Source organism: Rouxiella sp. Mn2063 (assembly GCF_049319665.1).
Classification (GTDB): domain Bacteria; phylum Pseudomonadota; class Gammaproteobacteria; order Enterobacterales; family Enterobacteriaceae; genus JBMOUD01.
The window spans coordinates 15,841-37,997 of the sequence record NZ_JBMOUD010000020.1; the positions used below are offsets into that span (position 1 = coordinate 15,841).

Sequence of the window (22,157 nt, forward strand, 5' to 3'; positions counted from 1 at the left end):
GTAATTAATGATGTAAATATTATGCCCATCGAATCACTTAGCAATTCGTGTGATGCATAATCGCGATAAGAACGTGTTATTTCCGCCATATATGACGACGAAAATGGTTTTAGCCCGGCAACATCAACTTAAATACCAGCCCGTAACAGACGGCGCCGATTAAGGTAGAAAGAATGATGCTTTTACTTTTCCAAAAAGTAATGGCTAACACGACAAAACCAACCAATGTTGGTAACAACCTTTGGCTGTCTTTAATAATTTCTGGCGCACTAGAGAGCACGAGCAAAGAACAAATGGAAGCCACGCCGATGCTATCGAGCACCCGGCTCATTCTTCCTGATTTACTCGTTTGTGCCTGGCGCTTAGCGCCCAGACGTAGCGGCAGATAACGGAATAGATAATTAGCTGTACCAACAACCAAACAGACTAGAATAACGCTGCTATGCATCTGACGCCTCGGCTACTGAGGGAGCAGGTGCAGGCTGCAATAAAGCAACCAAGCAACCAGCGCCAATACCGCAAAGAATAGCGGCAGGGACGGAATAAAAAATCAACCCGGCTAATGCGCCAGCTAGTGAACCTACAAAAATCAGGCTTTGTTGACGCTTAAAGGCAGCAAGAAGGAAGCTTAAAAATAGGGCGGGTAGCATAAAGCCTAACGAGGCTTCTATTGCGGGATAGGCTTGCAGTGGGCCATTGCCAAACAATGTGCCAATGCCGGTGCCAAACGACCAAGAAACCCAAGAGCTCAGTGCGATACCGCACATCCAGTTCTCGCTCCAGCTACGCTTGTCGCGAATTAATTTAGCGGTGGCTGCGGCAAAAACTTCATCTGTCAGGCCAAACGCCCATATAGCCGTCTTACGTCCATTGAGCCGAGTGATTAGGCGATTGCGTAAGGAGGGGCCATACAATACGTGGCGGACATCTATCGCCATGACAGTAAAAGCACAAACCCATAATGACATACCTGCACTGAGCAATGCGGTAATGACAAATTGGCTAGCACCGGCATAGATAATCATGGAAAAAAGCAGGCTTTCGATTGGGCTGAAACCCAATTTTACGGCACTTAAACCAAAGGCGAAGGCAATGGGGAGATAGCCAATCACAATCGGGAGGCTATCGATAATACCTTGTCTAAATGTCGCAACACTGGATGGGGAGTGATCTTCTTTCTCTGTATGACTTTGCATAAGAAATTCTAAATATTTTTTTGAGAGAAAAGGTTCAGCTAAATATAGTTTGAGGCGCAAATATTATCAGAGTGGGAGTAGTCTTAATACCCTTAAGGGTAAATAAATTCCTGCGCTGACTATTTGCATGCTAATTAGAGGCGTGAAGAACACGCCCGAATAGATTGTCTGGATTTTTTGCTACTTAATTGATTTTATGGCGATAACCAAATAGCCAGGTCAACATGTTGAGTGCGCTGAACAAGGCACCAATACCACATACCCCGTACCAACCGGCAGCTTCAAACGCGCTGGCTGAGGCAATTGAACCAATGGCACCGCCAATAAAATAAGTGGTCATATATCCTGATGTCAGGCGATTACGCGCTTCTGGCATTAATTTATAAATCACACTTTGATTAGTAATATGAACGCCTTGCACACAGAGGTCGAGCACGATAATACCTACAATCAGTGACACTACTGAGTATTGACCGTAAGCAATTGCCGCCCACGACAGCAGTAATAAAATTAAACCAACGCTAGTAGTGAGATGCGCTTTACCTTTATCAGCCAATTGTCCTGCGCGTGTCGCTGCAAGTGCACCTGCGGCACCGACTAATCCAAACAGCCCGATAACGCCTTCAGAATAATGGTAATGCGGGCCTGCAAGTAAAAAGGCCATTGACGTCCACAAGATACTGAAATTAGCGAAAGAGAACATGCCGATTAATGCACGCGTACGCAGTACCGGTGTATGCCAAAACAGACTGAAAATAGACTTGAGCAACTGCCCATAATTAAGGCTGTTATGCTGCTTGCTGGTAGGCAACGCACGCCATAGCACTAATGCCATTACCAGCATCAAGATACTGGCAACCCAGTAAATAGTGCGCCAACCGCCAAGTGAAGCCAGAGCGCCGGAAGCGGTACGTGCGAGTAGAATGCCAAGCAACAAACCTGACATGATCATACCAACGGTTTTCCCGCGTTTTTCTGGTTTTGCTAAGGTTGCGGCCAGCGGAACTAAAAGCTGCGCAACGACTGAAAGCAGGCCGGTTAACGCGGTACCAAGTAGCATCGTGGTCAGCGTTGTGGCATTAGCAATGATCAATAATCCTGCGGCCGACAGTGCAGTCATGATGACAATCATCTTGCGTCGTTCAAACATATCCCCCAAGGGCACGATGAACATCAAACCACAGGCATAACCTAATTGTGCCGTAGTGACGATAAAACCTGCTTGATTCACTGAAAGGTTAAAAGCGCGGGCGATGGTTTCTAAAAGCGGCTGGGCATAATAATTACTGGCGACGGCCAGACCAGTCGCGATGGCCATCACTAACACGAGTAAAGGGCTGAGCGATGTGTGGGTATCTTTGTTCTGAGATTTATTTAACGTATTCATAAGCCTGATATTTTTTATTTATGCACGCAAAGACATCTTGCCGAGTGCGCGAAGTATCAAGCAGTCGGCAATAATAAGCCAATGTATAATTCTCATGTTGCCTATTACATTCAGCGATAAATCTGATCATTGATACCTGTAAACACACGAAATTACCCACGACATTCCCGCGTGTTTTATTCTCTATAAGAAGAATACATGCCTAAAAGCTCGACGTGACTCAAATAAAAATGGGTGTGGAATTCACCACACCCATTAGGCGTTACATCATCTTTCGGTGATGTTCGAACCTCGTTATTTAGCCGCCGCCGCGGCTTCTTTTACCCAGCCATCAAAGGTCGCCTGATGCGCTTTGATCCAGCCATTGGTTTGCGCTTCAATATCGGCTTCTGAATTTTTACCGGCATGCATGGCGGCATTCTGAGCATTGATATCAGCCAGCGGTAATTTCATGATTGCAAACAGCTTGGCTGCTGCTGGATTAGCCTGCGCCCATTTTTTATTAGCAACAATGTGCATGGTGCTGACTGGGAATCCGTAATTCTTACCATTAGGCAACTGAGTATTGGCATCCTTCTCGCCAGGCACTACCGAGAACGGTACTTGCAGCCAAACTACGTCTTTACCTGGCACCAACACATTGCTGACCCAATAAGGTGTCCACGTGTAGTACAGGATGGGTTTACCTTCTTTATAGCGGGTAATCGTATCGGCGATCATCGCAGAGTAATTTCCCTGATTATGCTCTACCGTCGCGTTCAGCCCGTAAGCGTCAAGCTGGGCGTTGAGTGCGGCTTCGCAGCCCCATCCAGGCGTACAGCCGGTCAGATCGGCTTTGCCATCGTTATTCGTATCAAATAGCTTGGCGATTTTCGGATCTTTAAGCTGTTCAATATTGGTGATGTGGTATTGCTCGGCGGTTTTTTTATCGATCAAATAGCCTTGTGCGGCACCGGTGACATAAGTCCCCTCGCGATAAAATACGTTATCCCCACCGGCGGCTGCATACATATTGTCATGCAGTGGCGTCCAGTTGACCGCGGTAAATGTCCCGTCGCCCTCGGCAATGGTGGTATAGCCAACGTTGTAATCCACCTCGCGGATTGGTTGCACGGTATAACCGAGTTTCTCCAGTGCTTTATCGACGAGTTTGGTCTGGAAGGTTTCTTCGCTGATCGTGCTTTGAATCGGCACCACGGTAACACCTTTACCCGGAAGGTCCGCAGCAAAGGTGCCGGTGGCCGCAAATGTAGTCAGGGCTGCAATGGCCCACGTGCTGGTCTTACGCATGATAACTCCTCGTAATTTGAGCGATGCTAATGTGTTATTCATTCGGCTTTTGTGTCGCCGCCATCGCGGTTTTTATCCAGCCATCGAACGTGGCCTGGTGGGCGCGGATCCAGCCATTAACATGTTGTTGAATGTCGGCGGCGCTATTTTCACCTTCGTGCATACGCAAATTTTGTGCGTTCACGTCAGCGAGCGGCAGTTTCATAATGGCAAAGAGTTTTGCCGCCGCAGGATTGGCTTCGGCCCATTGTTTATTAGCAACGATATGCTCATTGCTGACGGTAAAACCATAATTCTTACCGTTGGGTAACGCAGTATTGAGATTATTGAGCGAGCCGGGATTCGCCGAGAATGGAACGGTTAGCCAGACGACATCTTTGCCTGGTTTCATCTCGTTACTGACCCAATAAGGTGTCCAGGTGAAATAGAGCACCGGTTTGCCCTGCTTAAAGCGGGATAACGTATCGGCAATAATGGCGGAGTAATTACCCGAATTTTGCTCGACGGTATGACTCAGACCATAAGCTTTAATTTGCGTATCAATCACCGAATTACATACCCAACCCGGATCGCACCCTGCCAGATCGGCTTTGCCATCACCGGTTGCATCAAACAGCTTGGCAATGTTGGGATCTTTGAGCTGTGACAGGTCGTGAATATGGTATTTTTCCGCAGTTTTTTTATCGATCAAATACCCTTGGGCCGCTCCGCTGATGTACGTGCCTTGACGATAGAATTTGGCATCTCCGCCGGCCGCGTTGTATTCATCCCTTTGCAGTGGATCCCAATTCACCGCCATATAAGTCGCATCACCGCTGGCAATGGTGGTGTAAGCCACGCTGTAATCGACTTCATTAATCGGCTTAACGTCATAACCAAGCTTTTGTAACGCGCGATTGACCAACTCGGTCTGAAAAGTTTCTTCGGCGATAGGGCTTTGTAGCGGCTTAACGCTGATACCTGCGCCGGGTAAATTGGCGGCCATAACCTGGCCACCAAAGAGGCAACTCAGAACTGCGAAGCAGATTCGGGTGCTACGCATAACGTTATTGCTACGCATCATCATTCCTCCTATGGCTTCGCTTTTTTGCTGAAGGGTTTGGTCAACAAACCAATCGGGCCGTGGGTAAACCAGCGATGTCCGCCTTTACTGCGACGATCTCGCCCTAGCGCCTGTGTAAGTCGATCAAGAATGATGGCCAGGATAACAATCCCAACGCCACCGACAGACGCCAGTCCCATATCCAAGCGGCCAATACCACGCAGCACCATTTGACCTAAACCGCCGACGGCGATCATTGAGGCAATAACTACCATCGACAGTGCCAGCATTAGAGTTTGGTTAATCCCAGCCATAATTGTCGGCATAGCCAGCGGTAACTGCACCTTGAATAGCAGTTGACTTGGGCTGGAACCGAAAGACTCGGCGGCTTCGATTAAATCCTCCGGTACTTGATTAATGCCCAGAATAGTCAGGCGTACGATAGGCGGCAGGGCGAAGATAATCGTGACTACTACACCTGGTACATTGCCAATACCGAACAGCATCACGATAGGCACCAGATAAACAAACGCAGGTGTGGTTTGCATCGCATCCAATAGCGGCCTGATAATCTTGGCTGCTCCTTTACTGCGTGCCAGCCAAATGCCTAGCGGCAGACCAATCAACACACAAAAGAACAGCGATGTCAGCACCAGTGCCAGCGTAACCATTGCCTGTGACCAAGCACCGATAGCGCCAATTAGAATCAGCGAGATAAAGGTGGTCACACCCATGCCAAGCCCGGCCATTTGCCAGGCAAGCAGGGCAAAAATAATGATGGCGATAGGCGCGGGTAAGGATTCCAAACCATGCTGAAAACCGCTGAGGATGAAATCTACCGGTACACGGATCCCCTGAAATACTGGGCGGAAGTGTTGAACCAGCCAATCAATACCTTCAGTCACCCAACTGTCCAGAGGGATGAGCGTATTATGGAAGGGATCAAGCAGAGTAAAGTGCTGATGTTGCTCCGGCGCAACATTTAGCCAACTGTCGCCGGCTGAGGCGGCGGCGTGATGTGTTGCATCTGGTGCTGTACTGGCGGCATCGCTGCTACCGCCCCATGGATCGCTACCTGATGCGGCATCAGCAGGAGTAGTGCTGCTGGTGGCTGCATCTCCTGATGTCGGATTTTGCACCGCATCCGCGCTACCCGCAGCCCAAGGGTCGCTGCTGTCAGTTGCCGCCTGCGTGGCCTGAGCATGCTGCGTCGCTGTTTGAGTGGTTATCGTTGATTGACTCATTCGTTACCCCCTTCCTTATCCAACGCTTGAAGCAGCATGGCTTTGGAAATAATGCCGATATAGTTATTGTTTTCGCAGACCACAGGTACGGCACAGGGAGCCGCTGCAACCTGGGAAATCAGCTCGCTAAGCGGCATATCTGCCGGCACGGCTGCTGGCAAAGCCAGCAAAGCACTTTCTAGCGGCTGATTCGCTTTCAACGCGCCTTTCAAGGAATCTATCGATACTACGCCGATAAATTTGTATCCCTTTTCGAGCACATAACCATAATCGCGGTCTTCTTCTTCCAGCACTTTAAGTGCCGAGCGTGGACCAAAACCGGGGGTTTTACGTAGCAATGTTACTGGGCGGCGGCGGGCAATATCTTTGGCACTGAAAACCTGGCTGATGTCGACGCCACGGAAGAAAGTACGCACGTAATCGTTAGCGGGATTGTTGAGGATCTCTTCGGGAGTGCCGACCTGTACAACCTCCCCCCCCTGCATAATGGCGATGCGATCGCCGATACGCATCGCTTCATCAAGATCATGGGAGATAAATACGATGGTTCGTTGATGTTGAGCCTGTAATTTAACCAGCTCATCCTGCATCTCAGTGCGGATCAACGGATCGAGCGCCGAGAAGGCTTCATCCATCAGAAGAATGTCAGGATTATTCGCCATGGCCCGGGCAAGACCAACGCGTTGACGCATACCGCCGGACAGCTCATCGGGATATGAATGGGCATAATTTTCTAACCCAACCTGGCGTAACGCATCCAAGGCTTTAGCTGTGCGTTCGTTAACGGATACACCCGCTAACTCCATACCAAACGCGGTATTATTTAGCACGCTCAGATGTGGCATTAATGCAAAGGATTGGAACACCATGCTGATTTTATTTCTGCGTACTTGGCGTAATTTAGATTCCGATATTTTGGCAATATCCTCACCATCAATCAGTACTTCACCCCGAGTAGGTTCTATCAGACGATTGAGAAGGCGTACCATGGTGGATTTCCCTGAACCGGAAAGCCCCATGATGACGAAGATCTCGCCTTCTTCAATGGCCAGACTGGCATTTTTCACGCCAAGAGACAGACCGGTTTTTTCAAAAATTTCGGCTTTATCTTTGCCGGAATCGATTAACTTAAATGCTCGCTCGGGATGCTCGCCAAATACCTTATATAGATTTTTAACTTCGATTTTAATTGCCATGCAATTTTTCGTTTCCTTCGTTGTATTTAGAGTGTTTTTATCTTGATTGTTCTATAAATTTTTTCCTAGTTGCGGTGTCTGTGGTCATTTATAACCTAGCACAATAAGAATCTGAGACAAGTCTTAATGTTTTTAATATTTCTCTGTGGGTGTAAATCGATGTCAAGATTATTTTGGTTACTTCATCTTATCATTTGGCGATATTATGTGTTTTTAAGAGACTCTTATTATTCTGTTTTTTTATTAAAATAGTGATTAATAATTAATATGTGCCTCTCACGATGATTGAATGAGGGTTGTGTTCATTTTATTGATTTTTAATTGTTTTTTGTTTTGAGTGGAATTATGCTGGAAGAGGTTTTAATTCGTGGGGCTAACGACATGTTCAATGAAGGCATAATGCCATGTTTGTGGAATAATCCTAATTATCACCGGGGGATAATATCCAGGCTATCATGCTAAATATTTTATAGATTATTCTCCGCTCATCGGATTATTTAGACGAATATTTTATGCCTCATATAGACTATTTTGCTAACCGATATAAGCGGTGAGGGTGGCCGATATTTCCATATTGCATCTCAACCGTAATAAAACGTGTTTCCACACAATATTCCAGATAGCGGCGACCGGTTGTTTTACTGCTCCCGACTTGTGCAACCACTTCATCTACTGACCAACTACGCTGGGGCTGGGTAATAAAAACCTGTCGAATCAACTCTAGGGTGTTTGGTTCGATACTTTTGGCCGCCTGGCAAACAGTTATCTAGCAGCAATCTCGGTTAAACCGCAGCTTTGCTCTGATGCCTCAATGAGCAGTTCATCATGACTGTCAGAAAGATACAGCCCAATCGGCTGATAAGGCCGTTTCCGTCATGCGGTTTCCTGTCTGAAGGTCGATCCGCTATAATCTCGTCAGGGGCCAGCACCGAGCTGGCCCTTTCTTTATTCGAGGATTGCCGTGTCAGGGAACATCTCTTCACTTCGAGCGCTGCTTTACCACTTTCTGTTTGATCAAAATACCCGTTCCGGGCGCCAGTTTGAGGCGTTTTGCGGCCTGCTGGCGTTGCTCAGCGTTGCCGTTGTATTTACCGAATCGAGCGTGGGAAGCGATCCGAGGCTCACGCTCGGTGAGTGGCAGCTCTTTATCTGGCTGGAAATCATCTTCACGCTGCTGCTCACCTGCGAATACCTGCTGCGAGTGCTGACCTGGCCTAAACCTGCCCGCTATGTGTTCAGCTTCTGGGGCATTATCGACCTGGCAACCATGCTGCCGCTGTATGTGCTGTGGCTGTGGCCCGAATTTACTATCCACTACTATTTTGCCTGGCGAGCCATGCGCGCCATTCGCGTGCTGCGCATACTGAAGCTTCTGCGCTACATGCCGGCGCTCAGAAGCTTGTGGCGTAGTCTGCTTAACGCCAGCAACCAGTTGATCCTGTTCTACTCGTTTATTGCCATTGTGATGGTCGCGGCGGGTGCGCTGATGTACGGCATAGAAGGGAAGGCCAACGGCTTTACCAGCCTGGGCGTCGCGGTCTACTGGGCGGTAGTGACGGTGACAACTGTCGGCTACGGCGACATTGTGCCACATACCGCCTTAGGCCGCTTCGTTGCCTCGCTGCTGATTTTGATTGGTTATTTGGTGATAGCCATTCCCACCGGGATTTTAACGGCTCAAATGTCGCAGGATATGCAAAGAAGATCGGCGAGAGAGTGTGTGCGGTGCCATCAGCAGGATCATGCCGCTAACGCGTATTACTGCAAAACCTGCGGGGAGCATTTACCGCCGAATGAGGAAAAATAATGGCGATGCGATCGCCGATATGCACCGCTTCATTCTATTTTATTTTTAATGATTTTTATTTTTAATGAAATTGTGGGGGAAGTGGTTTTAATTTGTGGGGTTAACGACATGTTCAATGAGGCATGATGCCATGTTTGTCGAATAATCCTAATTATCACCGGGGGATAATATCCAGGCTATCATGCTAAAGATTTTATAGATTATTCTCCGCTCATCGGATTATTTAGACGAATATTTTATGTCTCATATCGACTATTTTGCCAGCCGATATAAGCGGCGAGGGTGGCCGATATTTCCATATTGCATCTCAACCGCAATGAAACGTGTTTCCACACAATATTCCAGATAACGGCGACCGGTTGTTTTACTGATCCCGACTTGTGCAACCACTTCATCTACTGACCAGCTACGCTGAGGCTGGGTAATAAAAACCTGTTGTACCAACTCCAGGGTGTTTGGTTCGATACCCTTGGCCGCGGGGGCTGTAGCACCTTCGCTGGCAGGAAGATTGTAGAGCTTATCCAGCCCCTGTTGATCGATAACCGTCAAGCTACGCAAGCTATGTATCAGATTCAAAAAGCGCTCGATAGAACTGCGCAGACGCTGGAAGGAGACCGGTTTGATAATATAGTCAAATGCACCACTACGCATTGCCTGGCTACAGGTTTGCATATCGCTGGCAGCGGTGATGAAGATCACCGAACAGTCGATGTTTTTTAGTAATGGTGTGTTGATTAACTCAACGCCCTGGCCGTCTGGCAAATAGTTATCTAGCAGCAGCAATCGCGGCTGATATTGCTGAATCAATGACTTTGCCTGAGCCAGCGTACCGGCTATACCAATTACTCGCAGATTAAAATTTTGCTCAATAAACTCACGGTGTAGCGCAGCAAGATGGCTTTCATCTTCAACGATCAGAACATCGAGTATGTTGTGGTTATTCATTATAACTCTTCCAAATTATTTGCTGTGCCGCCTGGTACAGCATTAGGAATAAAGAGCGAAAAAATAGTGCCTCGGGGCTGATTGTCAGAGATCTCGATTATTCCCTGCGCCTGGCGGACATAGCTGGCGACTAAATATAAGCCGATGCCATGTTCTCCGCCGGTCAGGACCGAGCTGTTCTGCGGTTTAGTGCTCACCCCTTGCTCGAACAGATGCGGACGTAACTCATCGGCTAAACCGCAGCCTTGGTCTGATACCTCAATGAGCAGTTCATCATGACTGTCAGAAAGATACAGCCCAATTGGCTGATAAGGCAGTGGCCCGGCTAAGGTGGCTTCTATCGCATTATCCAGCAGGTTGCCAATAATTGACATCAGCTCGTTTTCACTCAAGTCAGTGGGCAAACGGGTGAACTGACAGGCGGGATCAAATGTCAGATCAACGCCCTTCTCACGAGCGCTTACGTATTTGCCTAACAATAAACCGCACAGCGCCGGAGACGAAAAACGAGAAGAGATAAAATCCAACACCGCCTGCGCGCCTTGCGACTGTGCCTGAACATAGCTCAGTGCCTCATCATAACGACGCATCTGTAATAACCCTGCCAGTGTTGCCGTCCAGTTCAATTGCTCATGGCGCATGATCCGCAAATTATCGGCATAGCGTGTAACCTGGCTCAACTGGCTACTGAGCGTATTTATATCGTTTTTATCGCGAAAGCTCACGACCCAGCCGGCTACTGTATCAGGCTGAGAAGTGAGACGGACACGATTGGTGATCACCGGGCGCTGGTTGAAACTGGTAATTTCATCATGGCTATCAGCTGCTGCCGCTTGCGTGTTGAAAAAACCGGGTTCCGTTTGGATCACGCTATCAACCTGCTGGCCAATAAGCTGTTGCTCAGTTTGCGATAACCCAAGCAGCTCGCGTGCGGCACGGTTGATCGCAATAATCTGCAAGCGATCGTCAATGGCAATAACGCCCTCATATATTGCTTCCATCAGCGCCTGTTTTTGCCGCACTAACGAGGCTATTTCCTGAGGCTCTAACCAAAACATCTGTTTCTTCAAGTTCTTACTAAACCACCAAGAGAAGATAAACAGTGACAGCAGCAATAACAGGCCGAAAAAAACGACTTGGGCCAGTTTTTTGAGCGAAATATCATCAATGTAAGAGGTGAGATAGCCGACAGAGACAATGCCGATAACATGATGGTATTCATCAAAAATGGGGGCTTTGCTGCGTAAAGAGACGCCAATGCCGCCTTTACGCTCAGAAATAATGGTTTTCCCTGCCAAAACCTCGGCATTATCGCCGCCAATCATTGGGGTATTGACGCTTTCTGGCGAGTAGGAGTGATAAAGATGTTTCTGCTGGCTATCGCCAATAACCATATAACTGGCATCACTGTGCTCACTCATGGCATCCATCAGCTGTGCAATGGCCGTGATATCGCGTGCTTTTACTGATTTGGCTAATTCGGGGATCTGGGCAATTTCGCTGGCCTGTAATCGGGCCCTGTTGCCTAAATCCTGATGGAGTTGAAGATCCATGGTACGAAATAGAAAGACACCGACTAGTACTAAGACCAGGCAAGAAAATGCGACCAGACTAATAAACAATTTTATTTGAAAGCTGAATCTCAGCGTCATCTTCTTTGCCATGATGTAAAAGCCCATGTATGAGGCAATGCAACTCACTATCCCGGATGCTTGGTATAACTGGCGAAGGTTATTGATAAGCAACTAATCGATTATCTGCCCCCACGGTAAATAGCATTAAGCCTAACACGGGGTAATGAGTCAGCCATCTATTGCCAAGAAGAGTTGTGAACTTGGCCGCAGGGACGGAAAAATGTTTAACGATTCTTTATTGAGAATAATTATTATTTCTTGATTTATTTAAGAAATCACTAAAAACATTATAACTTTTATCTTTTTTTTAACATTAAAACCATAAAAACCATAACAACCTTTAACGCTGCGGTTTTAATTTGATGATAGTCACATCAGGACGAAGATGACTTTTTCTATGCTGCTATGACAAATATAAAAGAGGGCAATGTCATGAGCACAACCGATGATTCCTACCTGATCACAGCGGAAAAACAAGGGGTTCACAAAACAGCACGCGAGAAGTGGTGGCATGTGTTGGATACCTACAAAATCGGCATCATTCCTTTGCCTTTTTTCATTTTGGCAGGAGTATTAATTCTACTCGACTGTCTCAGCGGTAAGCTGCCCAGCGACATCGTCGTGATGGTCGCGACGTTAGCATTCTTCGGTTTCGCCTGCGGTGAATTTGGTAAGCGTCTGCCATTAGTCGGCAAGCTGGGGGCTGCGGCAATATGTGCGACCTTTATTCCCTCTGCAATGGTGCATTACGGTTGGTTGCCAGATGTCGTGGTTGAGTCGACCACTAAATTCTACAAATCGACCAATATTCTCTACCTCTATATTTGCTGCATCATTGTTGGCAGCATCATGAGCATGAATCGCCAGGTAATGATTCAAGGATTCCTGCGCATCTTTATTCCGATGCTGTGCGGTGAGATCGTGGGCATGCTGGTGGGAATGGGGGTTGGCATGGCATTGGGTTTACCGCCGTTCCAGACCTTTTTCTTCTTGATCCTGCCGATGATGGCGGGCGGCGTTGGGGAAGGTGCTATCCCACTCTCTATGGGCTACGCTACCTTGCTGCATATGGAACAAGGTGTGGCGCTAGGACGCATTTTACCCATAGTGATGCTCGGCAGCCTGACCGCCATTGTGTTGGCTGGTGTACTGAACCAAATAGGTAAGCGTTATCCGCATCTAACTGGTGAAGGCACATTGATGCCAACGAAAGACGGCAGTATTGGTAATAGCGTTGAAGAGTTTACCGGTAAAATTACCGTCAACGCTTTAGCATGTGGCGCATTATTGGCAATTCTACTGTATATGGTTGGAATGCTGGGACAGCGTTTGATTGGCCTGCCTGCTCCTGTCGGTATGCTGTTTGCGGCCGTCGCGGTAAAATTGGTTCACGGTGTATCACCGACTATCCAACATGGTTCGATGGTGGTTTATAAGTTCTTCCGCACCGCGGTAACCTATCCGATTCTTTTCGCCGTTGGAGTGGCCATTACTCCCTGGCAGGAGCTGATTGATGCATTTACCGTGCAAAATCTGCTGGTAATTATCAGTACTGTTTGTGCGCTGGTCGGTACTGGTTTCTTAGTGGGCAAAAAGATTGGCATGCATCCAATTGATGTGGCGATCGTTTCTTGTTGCCAGAGTGGCCAGGGAGGTACCGGTGATGTTGCTATCCTCACATCCGGCAACCGGATGCCATTAATGCCTTTTGCTCAGATCGCAACACGTATTGGTGGAGCCATTAATGTCACTGTGGGGCTATTAGTACTGGCGAAGTTCTTTGTCTAACAGTATTCAACTAGTATGAGTTTTGTGCAATTCTTAAATTGATGTATTTTCTTGAAGAGGTAAGACATATTATTTTTAATATGTCTTACTTTAATTCCTTAAGTACTAAAAATCTTTGTGCGTAATATCACCCGATATTGATAAAACAATAGCACTGCTGTGTTGTTTGCTGAACTATCCCATCTATATAGTCACCTTATCTTTAAAACCCCTGCGTATTATTACATTGTACTGTCGTTTGTATCTCCCCTCATTTTGGCTAGTTTAAATAATGTGAAATCCTAGGTGTTATAGAAATACTACTCTGTATAAAATAAATGCTATCTAGGTTGTATTATATGATTTTCACAGTGTGTATTAATCGGTTTTAGTAAAGCGTAAATATGGAAGGAAACTTATTCATTATATGAAAACGTATTAGATATATGAATTTATTATGTTCATCATTGGCTTTGTGATAAAGGTAAGGGGAGCAGCTAGATATTTTATAAAATACTTTAATATAATGGCAGGCTAATTCCTTAAGTTGCAGTTTTACATCAAAGTAGATAAATATAGTATTAAGTAGAATGAGGTAACTCTTATTTAATTCGCATTTTTAGTTGTAAGATGATTAGAGGAATTAGCATGAAAAAACTTGACAAGCCCACCTTTATTTGAGCTTTAAAGCAATAGGCTGACTAATATTTAGAATGAGACAATGAAGCCATAACCACATCAGGTTAATTTATTATTTTTATGAAATTAAAAATTGTATGTTCTAATAATTTGTTTTAAGTTGCTATTAAATTTTAACTTATGACGTTTATCTTTCTTAGGTTAAATCCTAATAATTCCTTGATTTTCTTTGAAAAATCATTTAATTCAGATAGTTATAACTATTCTTTATTCGATTTTAAAAAGGATTGAATTTATTTAGGAATATGGGATGGTCATTATTCCTAAAGTTATAATCATGTATTGATTGTTTTGTTTTATTTTACATTATGGTATAGCTTGAAAGAACACTTGTGATTTATCGAATACGGACAATCGAATAAAAGGGAATTAGGTGTTTTATGAAAAATGTTAAAAACAAACTTTTATTAAAACTAGGTAATAGATCGCGTAATCCGAACGGCTTTACCACTACTCGTTTTAGATTTTTTGGTCATCTACAGCCTGAGCTAATACATTTTTTTTCTTTATACTGTACAGCAGAGAAGGGAGTAGGTGGCTATTTTGATTTAATAATCAATTATTTAAAAATAAAATCAATTTTGACGATCTTAATTTTTATTTCTTTGAAAAATAAGCATTGTTTCCTTTTGTTTTTTACAGTTAACGTCATTTTTTTGTTGATTTTGTATAAAACAACATCTAGTCCTGGAAGATATATTGATAACAAAGTTATATATAATGAATGAACTTAGTTATCAAAATGAATATTGTATTTATATACTTCTAATTTCGGATTAAGTTATATAGCTTTCAATATATCATGCATAAGTCTACAGACTCAACAAAAATGCATAACATCATTTACTTCAATATATATCCATGTTGTTATTTATATTAATTTAATTAACTGATTTTAAATTTTAAATAGGTTAGTGGATTTGTATGATTACATATATTTTTGTCGATTTTAAATTAATGAATATATTTAAAGATGGTTATGTTATGAGTCGGGAGTTTTTGGATTTTTATCGATAAACATCTTATGCTGCCTAATCTGAAAACGAGCTTTGCCATTAATTCATTAAGATATATTTAATATGTTGAATATTTTAACAATAAGTGATAATTTCCCTTACATTTTAGGTCTAAATGCTCTCTTTAAAATTCTTGCAGATAAAAAGAATATTGAACTGTTTTTTTTGTTGAAATCGGAACCCAATAATAAAGGAATTGCGAATGTTATTATAAGAGATTCTATTGTTAGCATTAGCGTTTTTAAGAACAAAGAACCAGTTCCTTTACCTAAGAATATAAATGAAGTTAATAAGATAACACTTCACATACCTTTCATGTGGAAACAGGATAATCTGACAGTAATAATGAGCAAAATAGAGAAGATATTACTTATAGCCAATACCGATTATCAGTCATTAATTAAAAAAAGTATTTACAAAAATTTGGGGTTAAAAGATTACCTACAGTTATCTGTAATGGAAAGGCAGGTAATGTTCCTTATAGGTAAAGGTTATGATAATCAATACATATCAAACTTATTAGATCGGTCAGAAAAAACAATTAGTGTACATTGCCGTAATGCAACAAGAAAAATGGGCATGACTAACCGTGTAGAGTTTTATAGATATGCATCGTTTATAGCCAATTGTGCAAACAAAGAAGGAAACACTCTATGTTTATAATCTTTATAAAGCACCGTTAAGAACTAAATGTTAGATTGCTTGTCTTGAAAATTAACCTTTAAAGCCCGCATTAAGTTATTATTGTTAACTAAGATAGTGCCGGGCTTTATAAAGGTATTAATGTTTCACTATTTTTGTTTTTTATTTAATGGCGATACAGCGGGCATAAAGCTATTGATGATTTGTACGTAATGCTTTCTTTGATATTCAGTAAATTCATCATTTGCTTGTAAAGTAAAAATAATAACTCTCTTCATTTCATTATTAGAAATTTCATGATAGGGCAGTGATACAATTGATTGAACCTGTTTCACTGTTTTTCCATCTTGTAGATATCGATTAGCAATTTGTACGACCGGTAGTTTTGCAGGACCGAGTTCATGTTTTAACAATTTTCCTTCGACTTGGAACCCAGGTAATTCATTTTTCATATTATCCATCTCTACTTCACAATAGTTTTCAGCCGTTTGATCATCATCCATCGTTGCCCTATTAATAAAAATATTGTACTCATTATCATCTTCATCTCTAAACATCAAGATGTTTATTGTTTGATCCAATATTGGTTCTCTTGTAAAAAAACTACCTTCATAGATTGAATAGTTAGAGTTTTCTTGATTCATTTTTTCTCTCAATTAATATTTTGCCTCTGAAGGCAAAGGAATAATATCAAATCGCCTGTTTTTTTCTCGACCTTCTATGGTCTCATTACTCGCTATAGGATGAGAATCACCAGCACCTTGAACTATTAGGTTATTTTTGGGAATATCACTATGTTCAGTTATCCATTTTTGTATTGCTTTTGCCCTTTTTTCAGATAGTTTTTTATTAACCTCAGATGAGCCTGTATTATCCGAGTGACCAATAATCAGAAATCGCATTCCCTTATTATTATTTATGATCGGAAGAATAGATGTTAGTTCTTTATCATTTTCTGGTACTAGCTCCGAGCTACCCGATTTAAAAAATGACAGAGAACCAGATATCATATATTTTTCAGAATCATTGTATTTTTCAATGCTGTTATTTACTCTAAGAAATAGCTGATCGCATCTTGATAACCACCATCCTAGAACTTTGTTTTTTTTAATGCAGGATAATAAATATTTTTTATCTTCAATTAGTGTATTAAATGCATTTTGTTTTTCTCGTATATTAATATTATTAACTTCATTAAAATTATTAATGTGTGTGGTAATGGTTTTTATAGTTCTAGTTTCATGCAATGAAGCAGCAATGATACTTATAGTTAAAAGTAATGTTGCTGCTGTTGTAACCCAGATCCAACCAAACTTTTTTTTAGAAGCGATTGGCGTGTTAAAATAAGCATGTGCCGAAATATATTTAAGGGGGGGGAGCGGAGGTAGCGTAATTGCCGATGATAAACCTGGCAATATTTCATATTTTTCTGCTATCCACTGCGCCCATGCACCGTGTCGAATAAATCCATTACTATGATCTGCCAATATTACACTGCTTAAATAAAATGGAGATATAGAAAATAAATCTTGAAAATTTCTCTTAAGAGTCGTTTCATCCATCCATGTAAAAAGAGCATCGATCATTATATGACGCTGAGTTATATATTTATCTGTTCCAATTTCATGATTTTTCAATTCGTTATTAATTTTATTGAACTCATCATCAATAGAGGTTGGATGTGAGGTTGATATATCTAAATTACCTATCCATACTGCCCGATCTGGATCGTGGGAGAGTCGTTCCTCACTAAATCTTGCGTAAATAGTAAATATACATGGAATAGGCTTTATTAAGCTCATTGAGGCGAGGGTAAGTTTCCAGCTCATTATACTAGATATCATGGCATGGATGTTTTCATGGCCATCGGGCAGGAATGGAAATAATGCTTTTATGATAACGTTTTTATATTTTTCATTTATTTTTATCAGGCTATCATTTAAGCTATTTGCGGTTGGAGTGAGTATCCATACAATCTCATTATCAAACCTTGCTGCATTTTCAGTTTGTAAATTTGCAAACCACTTGGCCGCATAAGGGCCAATTATAAAAATAACTAAACTCTTTCTTTTCTCAGAGTTTTTAGTCTGCCGTCCATTAAGTTGAACATTTTTTTCTATTGTTTTCATAATAAATACTTATTGAAAGCTATTGATGTAGTAGTTGCAATACAACCAAACTATAAAGACGATAGTAATTGATATACTAGCTTGTAGTAATGCTTTAATTTTCCAGCTTTTTTCTTTTTTTGATGTGTTTATTATGACAGTTTCGTTGTCAGCAATTAACTCTTGAGGAGTTGTTATTTCATTGAGAAGATAAGGGGAAATTCTCTGATTACTATACTTAGAAAGCAATGCTGTAATTTCTTCATCATACCCAATGATATCTACCAGGTCAGACAATAGTTTATAGGAGTATGTATAAATAGTATTATCACACGTTTGCATCAGGGAGTTGATTTTGTCGTAAATAGAGTGCTTTTCTTTGTCATAGCCAAAAAAGTAATTTTCTAGCAGAAATCCGTCCCACGAAGAAAAGTTTCTATCCAGCCGAGAATTAATTTTTTTATCTAGGTAAAAGCATATTATTCTGCATAGGTTATCACTTTCTTTATTATTACTTCCCCCGGTTATCAAGGTTTGATGAAATTGTTCGATTAATGTCACTAATTTAAGCTGAAAGTCCGGCAGTGATGGAATGATCCCATCAAATGATAATAGAGTGTCTATAAAATCTATTTTATTGTGTATTTCAATACTTTTCACCATGACTTCTCCGTGGTGTTCCCCCAGCCTTGTGATTCAATAAATGGACACATTCTTATATAAAACGGTTTTACTCCCAAAGATGTATTGAAGTTCAATGATATTTCTATTTTACTCTTTTCATCATTATTCATGATTTCAATTAGTTCATCTTTGTTAATTTTCTTTTGTTCTAAAAGAACATTGTTATGGCTATAAGCACCAATATATAAATAAGATATTTTTTCTAATTCAACATCTATCTCTGATTTTTCAAAGCTTACTTTTTTAGTATTGGGGACGATAAGTTTATTTTGCCACTCTTCATCATTTTCTGTTTTTTTTATGAAAAATCCCACGCGTTCTTTTCCTACAACTTCTGGTTGCACTGCACATTTTCTAAAATCCACACCAGAAACATGCTCAAACTCTTTTAGTGTCCTTTTATTGCCAAGAGTAAATTTACCTAGATCACTTTTTTCTTCTGTTTCTAAATCAAAAAGTGTTCTTATTCTTTTTTTAGAAATATTATCTCTATCCCACCAGGTAAGATCAATTGAGCCAGATTCTTTTGCTTCACCCGTATGGTCAGACCAAACTTTTGTATGATTAGGTCTTTCATAAAAGTGCCATAACAATGGCTTATGTGGGTAATAAACATCATATCCATGGGTGAAAGCACGAGCGGCCATAGAAATTTCCTCCCCTGCGAAGAAAATCAATGGATCATTAGGGATATCTTTGACAAATGAACCGTCAGAGAATATAAATCCCCCTGCTAAAAAGCATCCACGTACTGGAGAACTTTCACTTTGATGCTCTGATGTCAGCATGACAATGCCATCATTATTAAATTCTCTGAATATAAGACGGCCTACATAGTGTTTTTTTTCATGTTCGAATTCTGGTATGTATGCCGGCGGGTAGCCCGAAAGTATAGGTTTTTTACTCTTGTTTTTTAATTCGCCTTGCATAGAAATCATTTCAGTATCCCAACCTTGGGAAAATCTGCAATGAGAATCAATTTGTAAAAAATAGTCTTCATCCTGATAAAGGCTTTCTGTCATATATCTGGCCCAACAAGCTCCTTTGCTATCAAAATAATGAATGCTTAATGCTTTAATAACAGCGTTTTCATAACGTAATGTGTATAAATCAAAACCTTGATGTTTGTCCTGCCTATGAATGTTCATACCAGCATCTAAGAATAATGAAGCATCTTTTTCATCATGTTGCCAACATATCCCCACTCTCAGACGTTCTGGATGGTCTGATGTTTTTATCATATCTAATAACGTCGGGATCAACTCCGAATCTCGATAGCTCGCTATACTTATAAATATATAAGGTGTGGTTTTCATAATTCCCTCATAATAATTTATTTTACTTGTAGAATAATTTCGGCTTGAGCAGTGAATTTCCCACTTGTTGGTTGTGAGGCACCGTCAATTGGTATTAGTTTTGCTTTCCAGTTAAATTGAGCCGGAGTGTTGCTATTTATGTTGTTTTTGATTTCTGTTGATGTTCCATTAACCAGCATTGGCTGATCTTTACTATCACTTATTTTTATCCCTAATGAATTATTTTTACCAGTAGCATCCTTTACTGTTATGTATTGGGAGTCAGAGGATGGATCTGTTGCTGAAATTGATGCTGTCGCTGAGTAACTTCCATAATCAGTTTTGCATGTTAAATTAAAGTCTAGATTTCTTTCTATACCCGATGATGTTAGGTCTTTTTTCGTAACGATTCCAAAATCAATATTTTTTGTCTTATCTATTGTGCATGACGGGGTACTATATATTTTTATTTCGCCAATATTTAGTTTTAAATCTGACGATGATGGCGATGGGGTTATAACATAGAAATATGCCCGTTCACCTGTACCTAATACGATATTATTACTGTCTGGAGATGATGATAATCCAAGGTTAGCTGAGGTTTTATAAAACTCTACCCTATAAAAAAAACCGGCGTTGAAGTCAGCCGTTCCCGTTCCTTCTCCTCCTGAAAATTGCATATGTTTCTCGAATGGGATAGTGTCAGAACGAGAAGCATTATAAAACACTAATAATTTCGCACTAATACCTGGGATGTTTGTTGCAAATAGCCCACCATTTGAACTATTGAGGTCAGTTGTATTTCCTCCAAATGCAGTCCCATTCGTACAATCATCGTAACCAATATTAGCCGAGAGCTTACTTGAGTCGTATTGGACAATTGGTTTTGAAGTATCAACGGCGGCATCGGCAGAAATCATTATTGTTTCAGTTGGTATTGTTAATACCGTAGAGTGTCCTCTCTTTAGTGTGCAACTGGCTCCTGCATTCGCCATTATAAACATGCCTGCGACTAGTATTAGTATATGTCTTAGCATTCTGGCTTACTCCTCTTCAAAATATAAATTTGAGACTATTTCTAATGGAAATTTTTTTAACAATTGAGAGAAGCTTTTTCCTGCACTATTTTCGGCCAATTCTAACAATGGGATGATTGGGGAGCTTGGCTCCATGGTCGTAAACCATGAACGTACTTCTTTCATTCTTGATATCGCATCATCTCTGTTCACGATCTTTCTGCATTCTTTCGGTGATGCTTTTCTCTCTGTTACTATATGATTAATATTTTCATCAGATATGGAAGCTTCAATCCTCTCTTCAATAACTACGTCTTTATTTTCACTAGCGGTATTTACTACCTCATAATTGGCATGTTCCGGCGATGGAATATTTTCTTCTCTAGAGAAAAAACGTAATATGTTTCCCAGCTTGATAAAGTCAGGCGCATCTTCGCGAAGTGTCTCTATGAGACATTCTTTAATATCTAACAATATATGATAAGAGTGATTTAAAGAGATAACATCTTTTTCGTTATGTTCATTCCATTCATAAAGTAAAGATGACAATGTGGTATCGCTGAGAGCATTTTCTTCTCGCGGCGTTGATGTTGCTTTCTCAAAATCTCTTATAGATATTTGTAGTCCTGAGGCTTTAGGTAATAATTGATTTCTAAAATCAGCTAAAAATCCACTGGCATCATCTAATTCTGCAAAGGCATTAGCCCGCATCAATGGTTCAAATTCTCCTTCATCTACCAATTGCGGGTGAAGGTCGTTTGGATAAATATCTAATAAAGACTTTAACGTCAATAATCCTTCATGTAATGCAAGGATCCCAACTTGCCTTAAACGACAGCGCATTAATATGATAATTAAACGTATATCTTTACATTTTTTAAATATTTTAAAAGCGTCGTGCTCAATTTCAGTCCAATTAACCGGCTCAGCAGTTTCTACAAAACTACCATATTCCACATCGTGCTTTGGCTGAAGTTTAGACTGTAGCATAATAAAATCTGCATCATATTCGAGGCTTTCTCCACAAGGCATTTCTACGTGAATGGCCTGAAGTGCATGCTGATAATAGTTTGAGGTCTGAGTTGTGGTTCCTTCACTCATAATTAAATCCCTTTATGAACATTTCACTCGCGCCTATTCGTTATATTAAAAATGATAATGGATGGGCTATGTAACCGCTTATCTACGA

General features: G+C 41.7%; 19 protein-coding genes and 1 pseudogene. 4 read left to right on the plus strand and 16 right to left on the minus strand.

Going from position 1 to position 22,157, the window contains the following annotated elements; translation table 11 throughout:
* Positions 1-109: 109 nt before the first annotated feature.
* The 8 genes and pseudogenes from ygaH to ACL9RG_RS20565 all read right to left on the minus strand — a co-directional run.
* Entirely contained in the window at positions 110-448 is a 339-nt protein-coding gene (gene ygaH, locus ACL9RG_RS20530; protein WP_422794507.1) for an L-valine transporter subunit YgaH, read from the minus strand.
* Positions 441-1,196, minus strand: a complete 756-nt coding sequence (locus ACL9RG_RS20535; RefSeq protein ID WP_422794508.1) for an AzlC family ABC transporter permease — start codon at positions 1,194-1,196, stop codon at positions 441-443. The genes ygaH and ACL9RG_RS20535 overlap by 8 nt, the downstream gene beginning before the upstream one ends.
* A 184-nt stretch (positions 1,197-1,380) precedes the next feature.
* Complete coding sequence (locus tag ACL9RG_RS20540) at positions 1,381-2,583, minus strand: MFS transporter (RefSeq protein ID WP_422794509.1); 1,203 nt, start codon at positions 2,581-2,583, stop codon at positions 1,381-1,383.
* Between the two features lie 294 nt (positions 2,584-2,877).
* Positions 2,878-3,873, minus strand: a complete 996-nt coding sequence (gene proX, locus ACL9RG_RS20545) for a glycine betaine/L-proline ABC transporter substrate-binding protein ProX (protein WP_422794510.1) — start codon at positions 3,871-3,873, stop codon at positions 2,878-2,880.
* 34 nt (positions 3,874-3,907) lie between these two features.
* Entirely contained in the window at positions 3,908-4,915 is a 1,008-nt protein-coding gene (proX, locus tag ACL9RG_RS20550) for a glycine betaine/L-proline ABC transporter substrate-binding protein ProX (RefSeq protein ID WP_422794543.1), read from the minus strand.
* Between the two features lie 29 nt (positions 4,916-4,944).
* The gene (proW, locus tag ACL9RG_RS20555; protein WP_422794511.1) at positions 4,945-6,159 is read right to left on the minus strand and encodes a glycine betaine/L-proline ABC transporter permease ProW; all 1,215 of its coding nucleotides are present in this window, start codon (positions 6,157-6,159) and stop codon (positions 4,945-4,947) included.
* Positions 6,156-7,355: a glycine betaine/L-proline ABC transporter ATP-binding protein ProV gene (proV, locus tag ACL9RG_RS20560; protein WP_422794512.1), complete on the minus strand. Its 1,200-nt coding sequence runs from the start codon at positions 7,353-7,355 to the stop codon at positions 6,156-6,158. Before proV ends, proW begins: the two co-directional genes overlap by 4 nt.
* Before the next feature lie 526 nt (positions 7,356-7,881).
* Positions 7,882-8,106 (minus strand): annotated as a pseudogene (locus ACL9RG_RS20565) (response regulator); the annotation flags it as partial.
* Between the two features lie 210 nt (positions 8,107-8,316).
* Here ACL9RG_RS20565 and ACL9RG_RS20570 point away from each other — a divergent pair.
* On the plus strand, positions 8,317-9,162 hold the full coding sequence (locus ACL9RG_RS20570) for an ion transporter (protein ID WP_422794513.1): 846 nt from the start codon (positions 8,317-8,319) through the stop codon (positions 9,160-9,162).
* 252 nt (positions 9,163-9,414) lie between these two features.
* On the opposite strand, the gene ACL9RG_RS20575 is transcribed toward ACL9RG_RS20570, so the two are convergent.
* Positions 9,415-10,107: a response regulator gene (locus ACL9RG_RS20575; protein WP_422794514.1), complete on the minus strand. Its 693-nt coding sequence runs from the start codon at positions 10,105-10,107 to the stop codon at positions 9,415-9,417.
* Positions 10,107-11,759 (minus strand): ATP-binding protein, encoded by a 1,653-nt coding sequence (locus tag ACL9RG_RS20580; protein ID WP_422794515.1) that lies wholly within the window; start codon positions 11,757-11,759, stop codon positions 10,107-10,109. The genes ACL9RG_RS20575 and ACL9RG_RS20580 overlap by 1 nt, the downstream gene beginning before the upstream one ends.
* Before the next feature lie 414 nt (positions 11,760-12,173).
* Here ACL9RG_RS20580 and ACL9RG_RS20585 point away from each other — a divergent pair, with 414 nt between their 5' ends.
* From ACL9RG_RS20585 to ACL9RG_RS20595, 3 genes are all read left to right on the plus strand, one after another.
* Positions 12,174-13,529, plus strand: coding sequence for a 2-hydroxycarboxylate transporter family protein (locus ACL9RG_RS20585; protein WP_422794516.1), 1,356 nt, complete (start codon positions 12,174-12,176; stop codon positions 13,527-13,529).
* Between the two features lie 1,058 nt (positions 13,530-14,587).
* Positions 14,588-14,935, plus strand: coding sequence for a hypothetical protein (locus ACL9RG_RS20590; protein ID WP_422794517.1), 348 nt, complete (start codon positions 14,588-14,590; stop codon positions 14,933-14,935).
* Between the two features lie 351 nt (positions 14,936-15,286).
* Positions 15,287-15,886 carry a LuxR C-terminal-related transcriptional regulator gene (locus tag ACL9RG_RS20595; RefSeq protein WP_422794518.1) on the plus strand — a complete coding sequence of 200 codons (600 nt, stop codon included), beginning with the start codon at positions 15,287-15,289 and terminating at the stop codon, positions 15,884-15,886.
* A 128-nt stretch (positions 15,887-16,014) separates the two neighbouring features.
* Here ACL9RG_RS20595 and ACL9RG_RS20600 read toward each other — a convergent pair whose 3' ends face one another.
* Genes ACL9RG_RS20600 through ACL9RG_RS20625 form a run of 6 tightly spaced genes read right to left on the minus strand, consistent with a single transcriptional unit; the run spans position 16,015 to position 22,069 of the window.
* Complete coding sequence (locus ACL9RG_RS20600; protein ID WP_422794520.1) at positions 16,015-16,509, minus strand: DcrB-related protein; 495 nt, start codon at positions 16,507-16,509, stop codon at positions 16,015-16,017.
* A gap of 12 nt (positions 16,510-16,521) precedes the next feature.
* Positions 16,522-17,994, minus strand: coding sequence for an OmpA family protein (locus ACL9RG_RS20605; protein WP_422794521.1), 1,473 nt, complete (start codon positions 17,992-17,994; stop codon positions 16,522-16,524).
* 9 nt (positions 17,995-18,003) lie between these two features.
* The gene (locus tag ACL9RG_RS20610; protein ID WP_422794522.1) at positions 18,004-18,636 is read right to left on the minus strand and encodes a hypothetical protein; all 633 of its coding nucleotides are present in this window, start codon (positions 18,634-18,636) and stop codon (positions 18,004-18,006) included.
* The gene (locus ACL9RG_RS20615; RefSeq protein ID WP_422794523.1) at positions 18,630-19,973 is read right to left on the minus strand and encodes a GlcNAc-transferase family protein; all 1,344 of its coding nucleotides are present in this window, start codon (positions 19,971-19,973) and stop codon (positions 18,630-18,632) included. Before ACL9RG_RS20615 ends, ACL9RG_RS20610 begins: the two co-directional genes overlap by 7 nt.
* Before the next feature lie 17 nt (positions 19,974-19,990).
* The gene (locus ACL9RG_RS20620; protein WP_422794524.1) at positions 19,991-20,989 is read right to left on the minus strand and encodes a fimbrial protein; all 999 of its coding nucleotides are present in this window, start codon (positions 20,987-20,989) and stop codon (positions 19,991-19,993) included.
* Between the two features lie 6 nt (positions 20,990-20,995).
* Positions 20,996-22,069 (minus strand): ImpA family type VI secretion system protein, encoded by a 1,074-nt coding sequence (locus ACL9RG_RS20625; RefSeq protein ID WP_422794525.1) that lies wholly within the window; start codon positions 22,067-22,069, stop codon positions 20,996-20,998.
* Between the last annotated feature and the right edge of the window lie 88 nt (positions 22,070-22,157).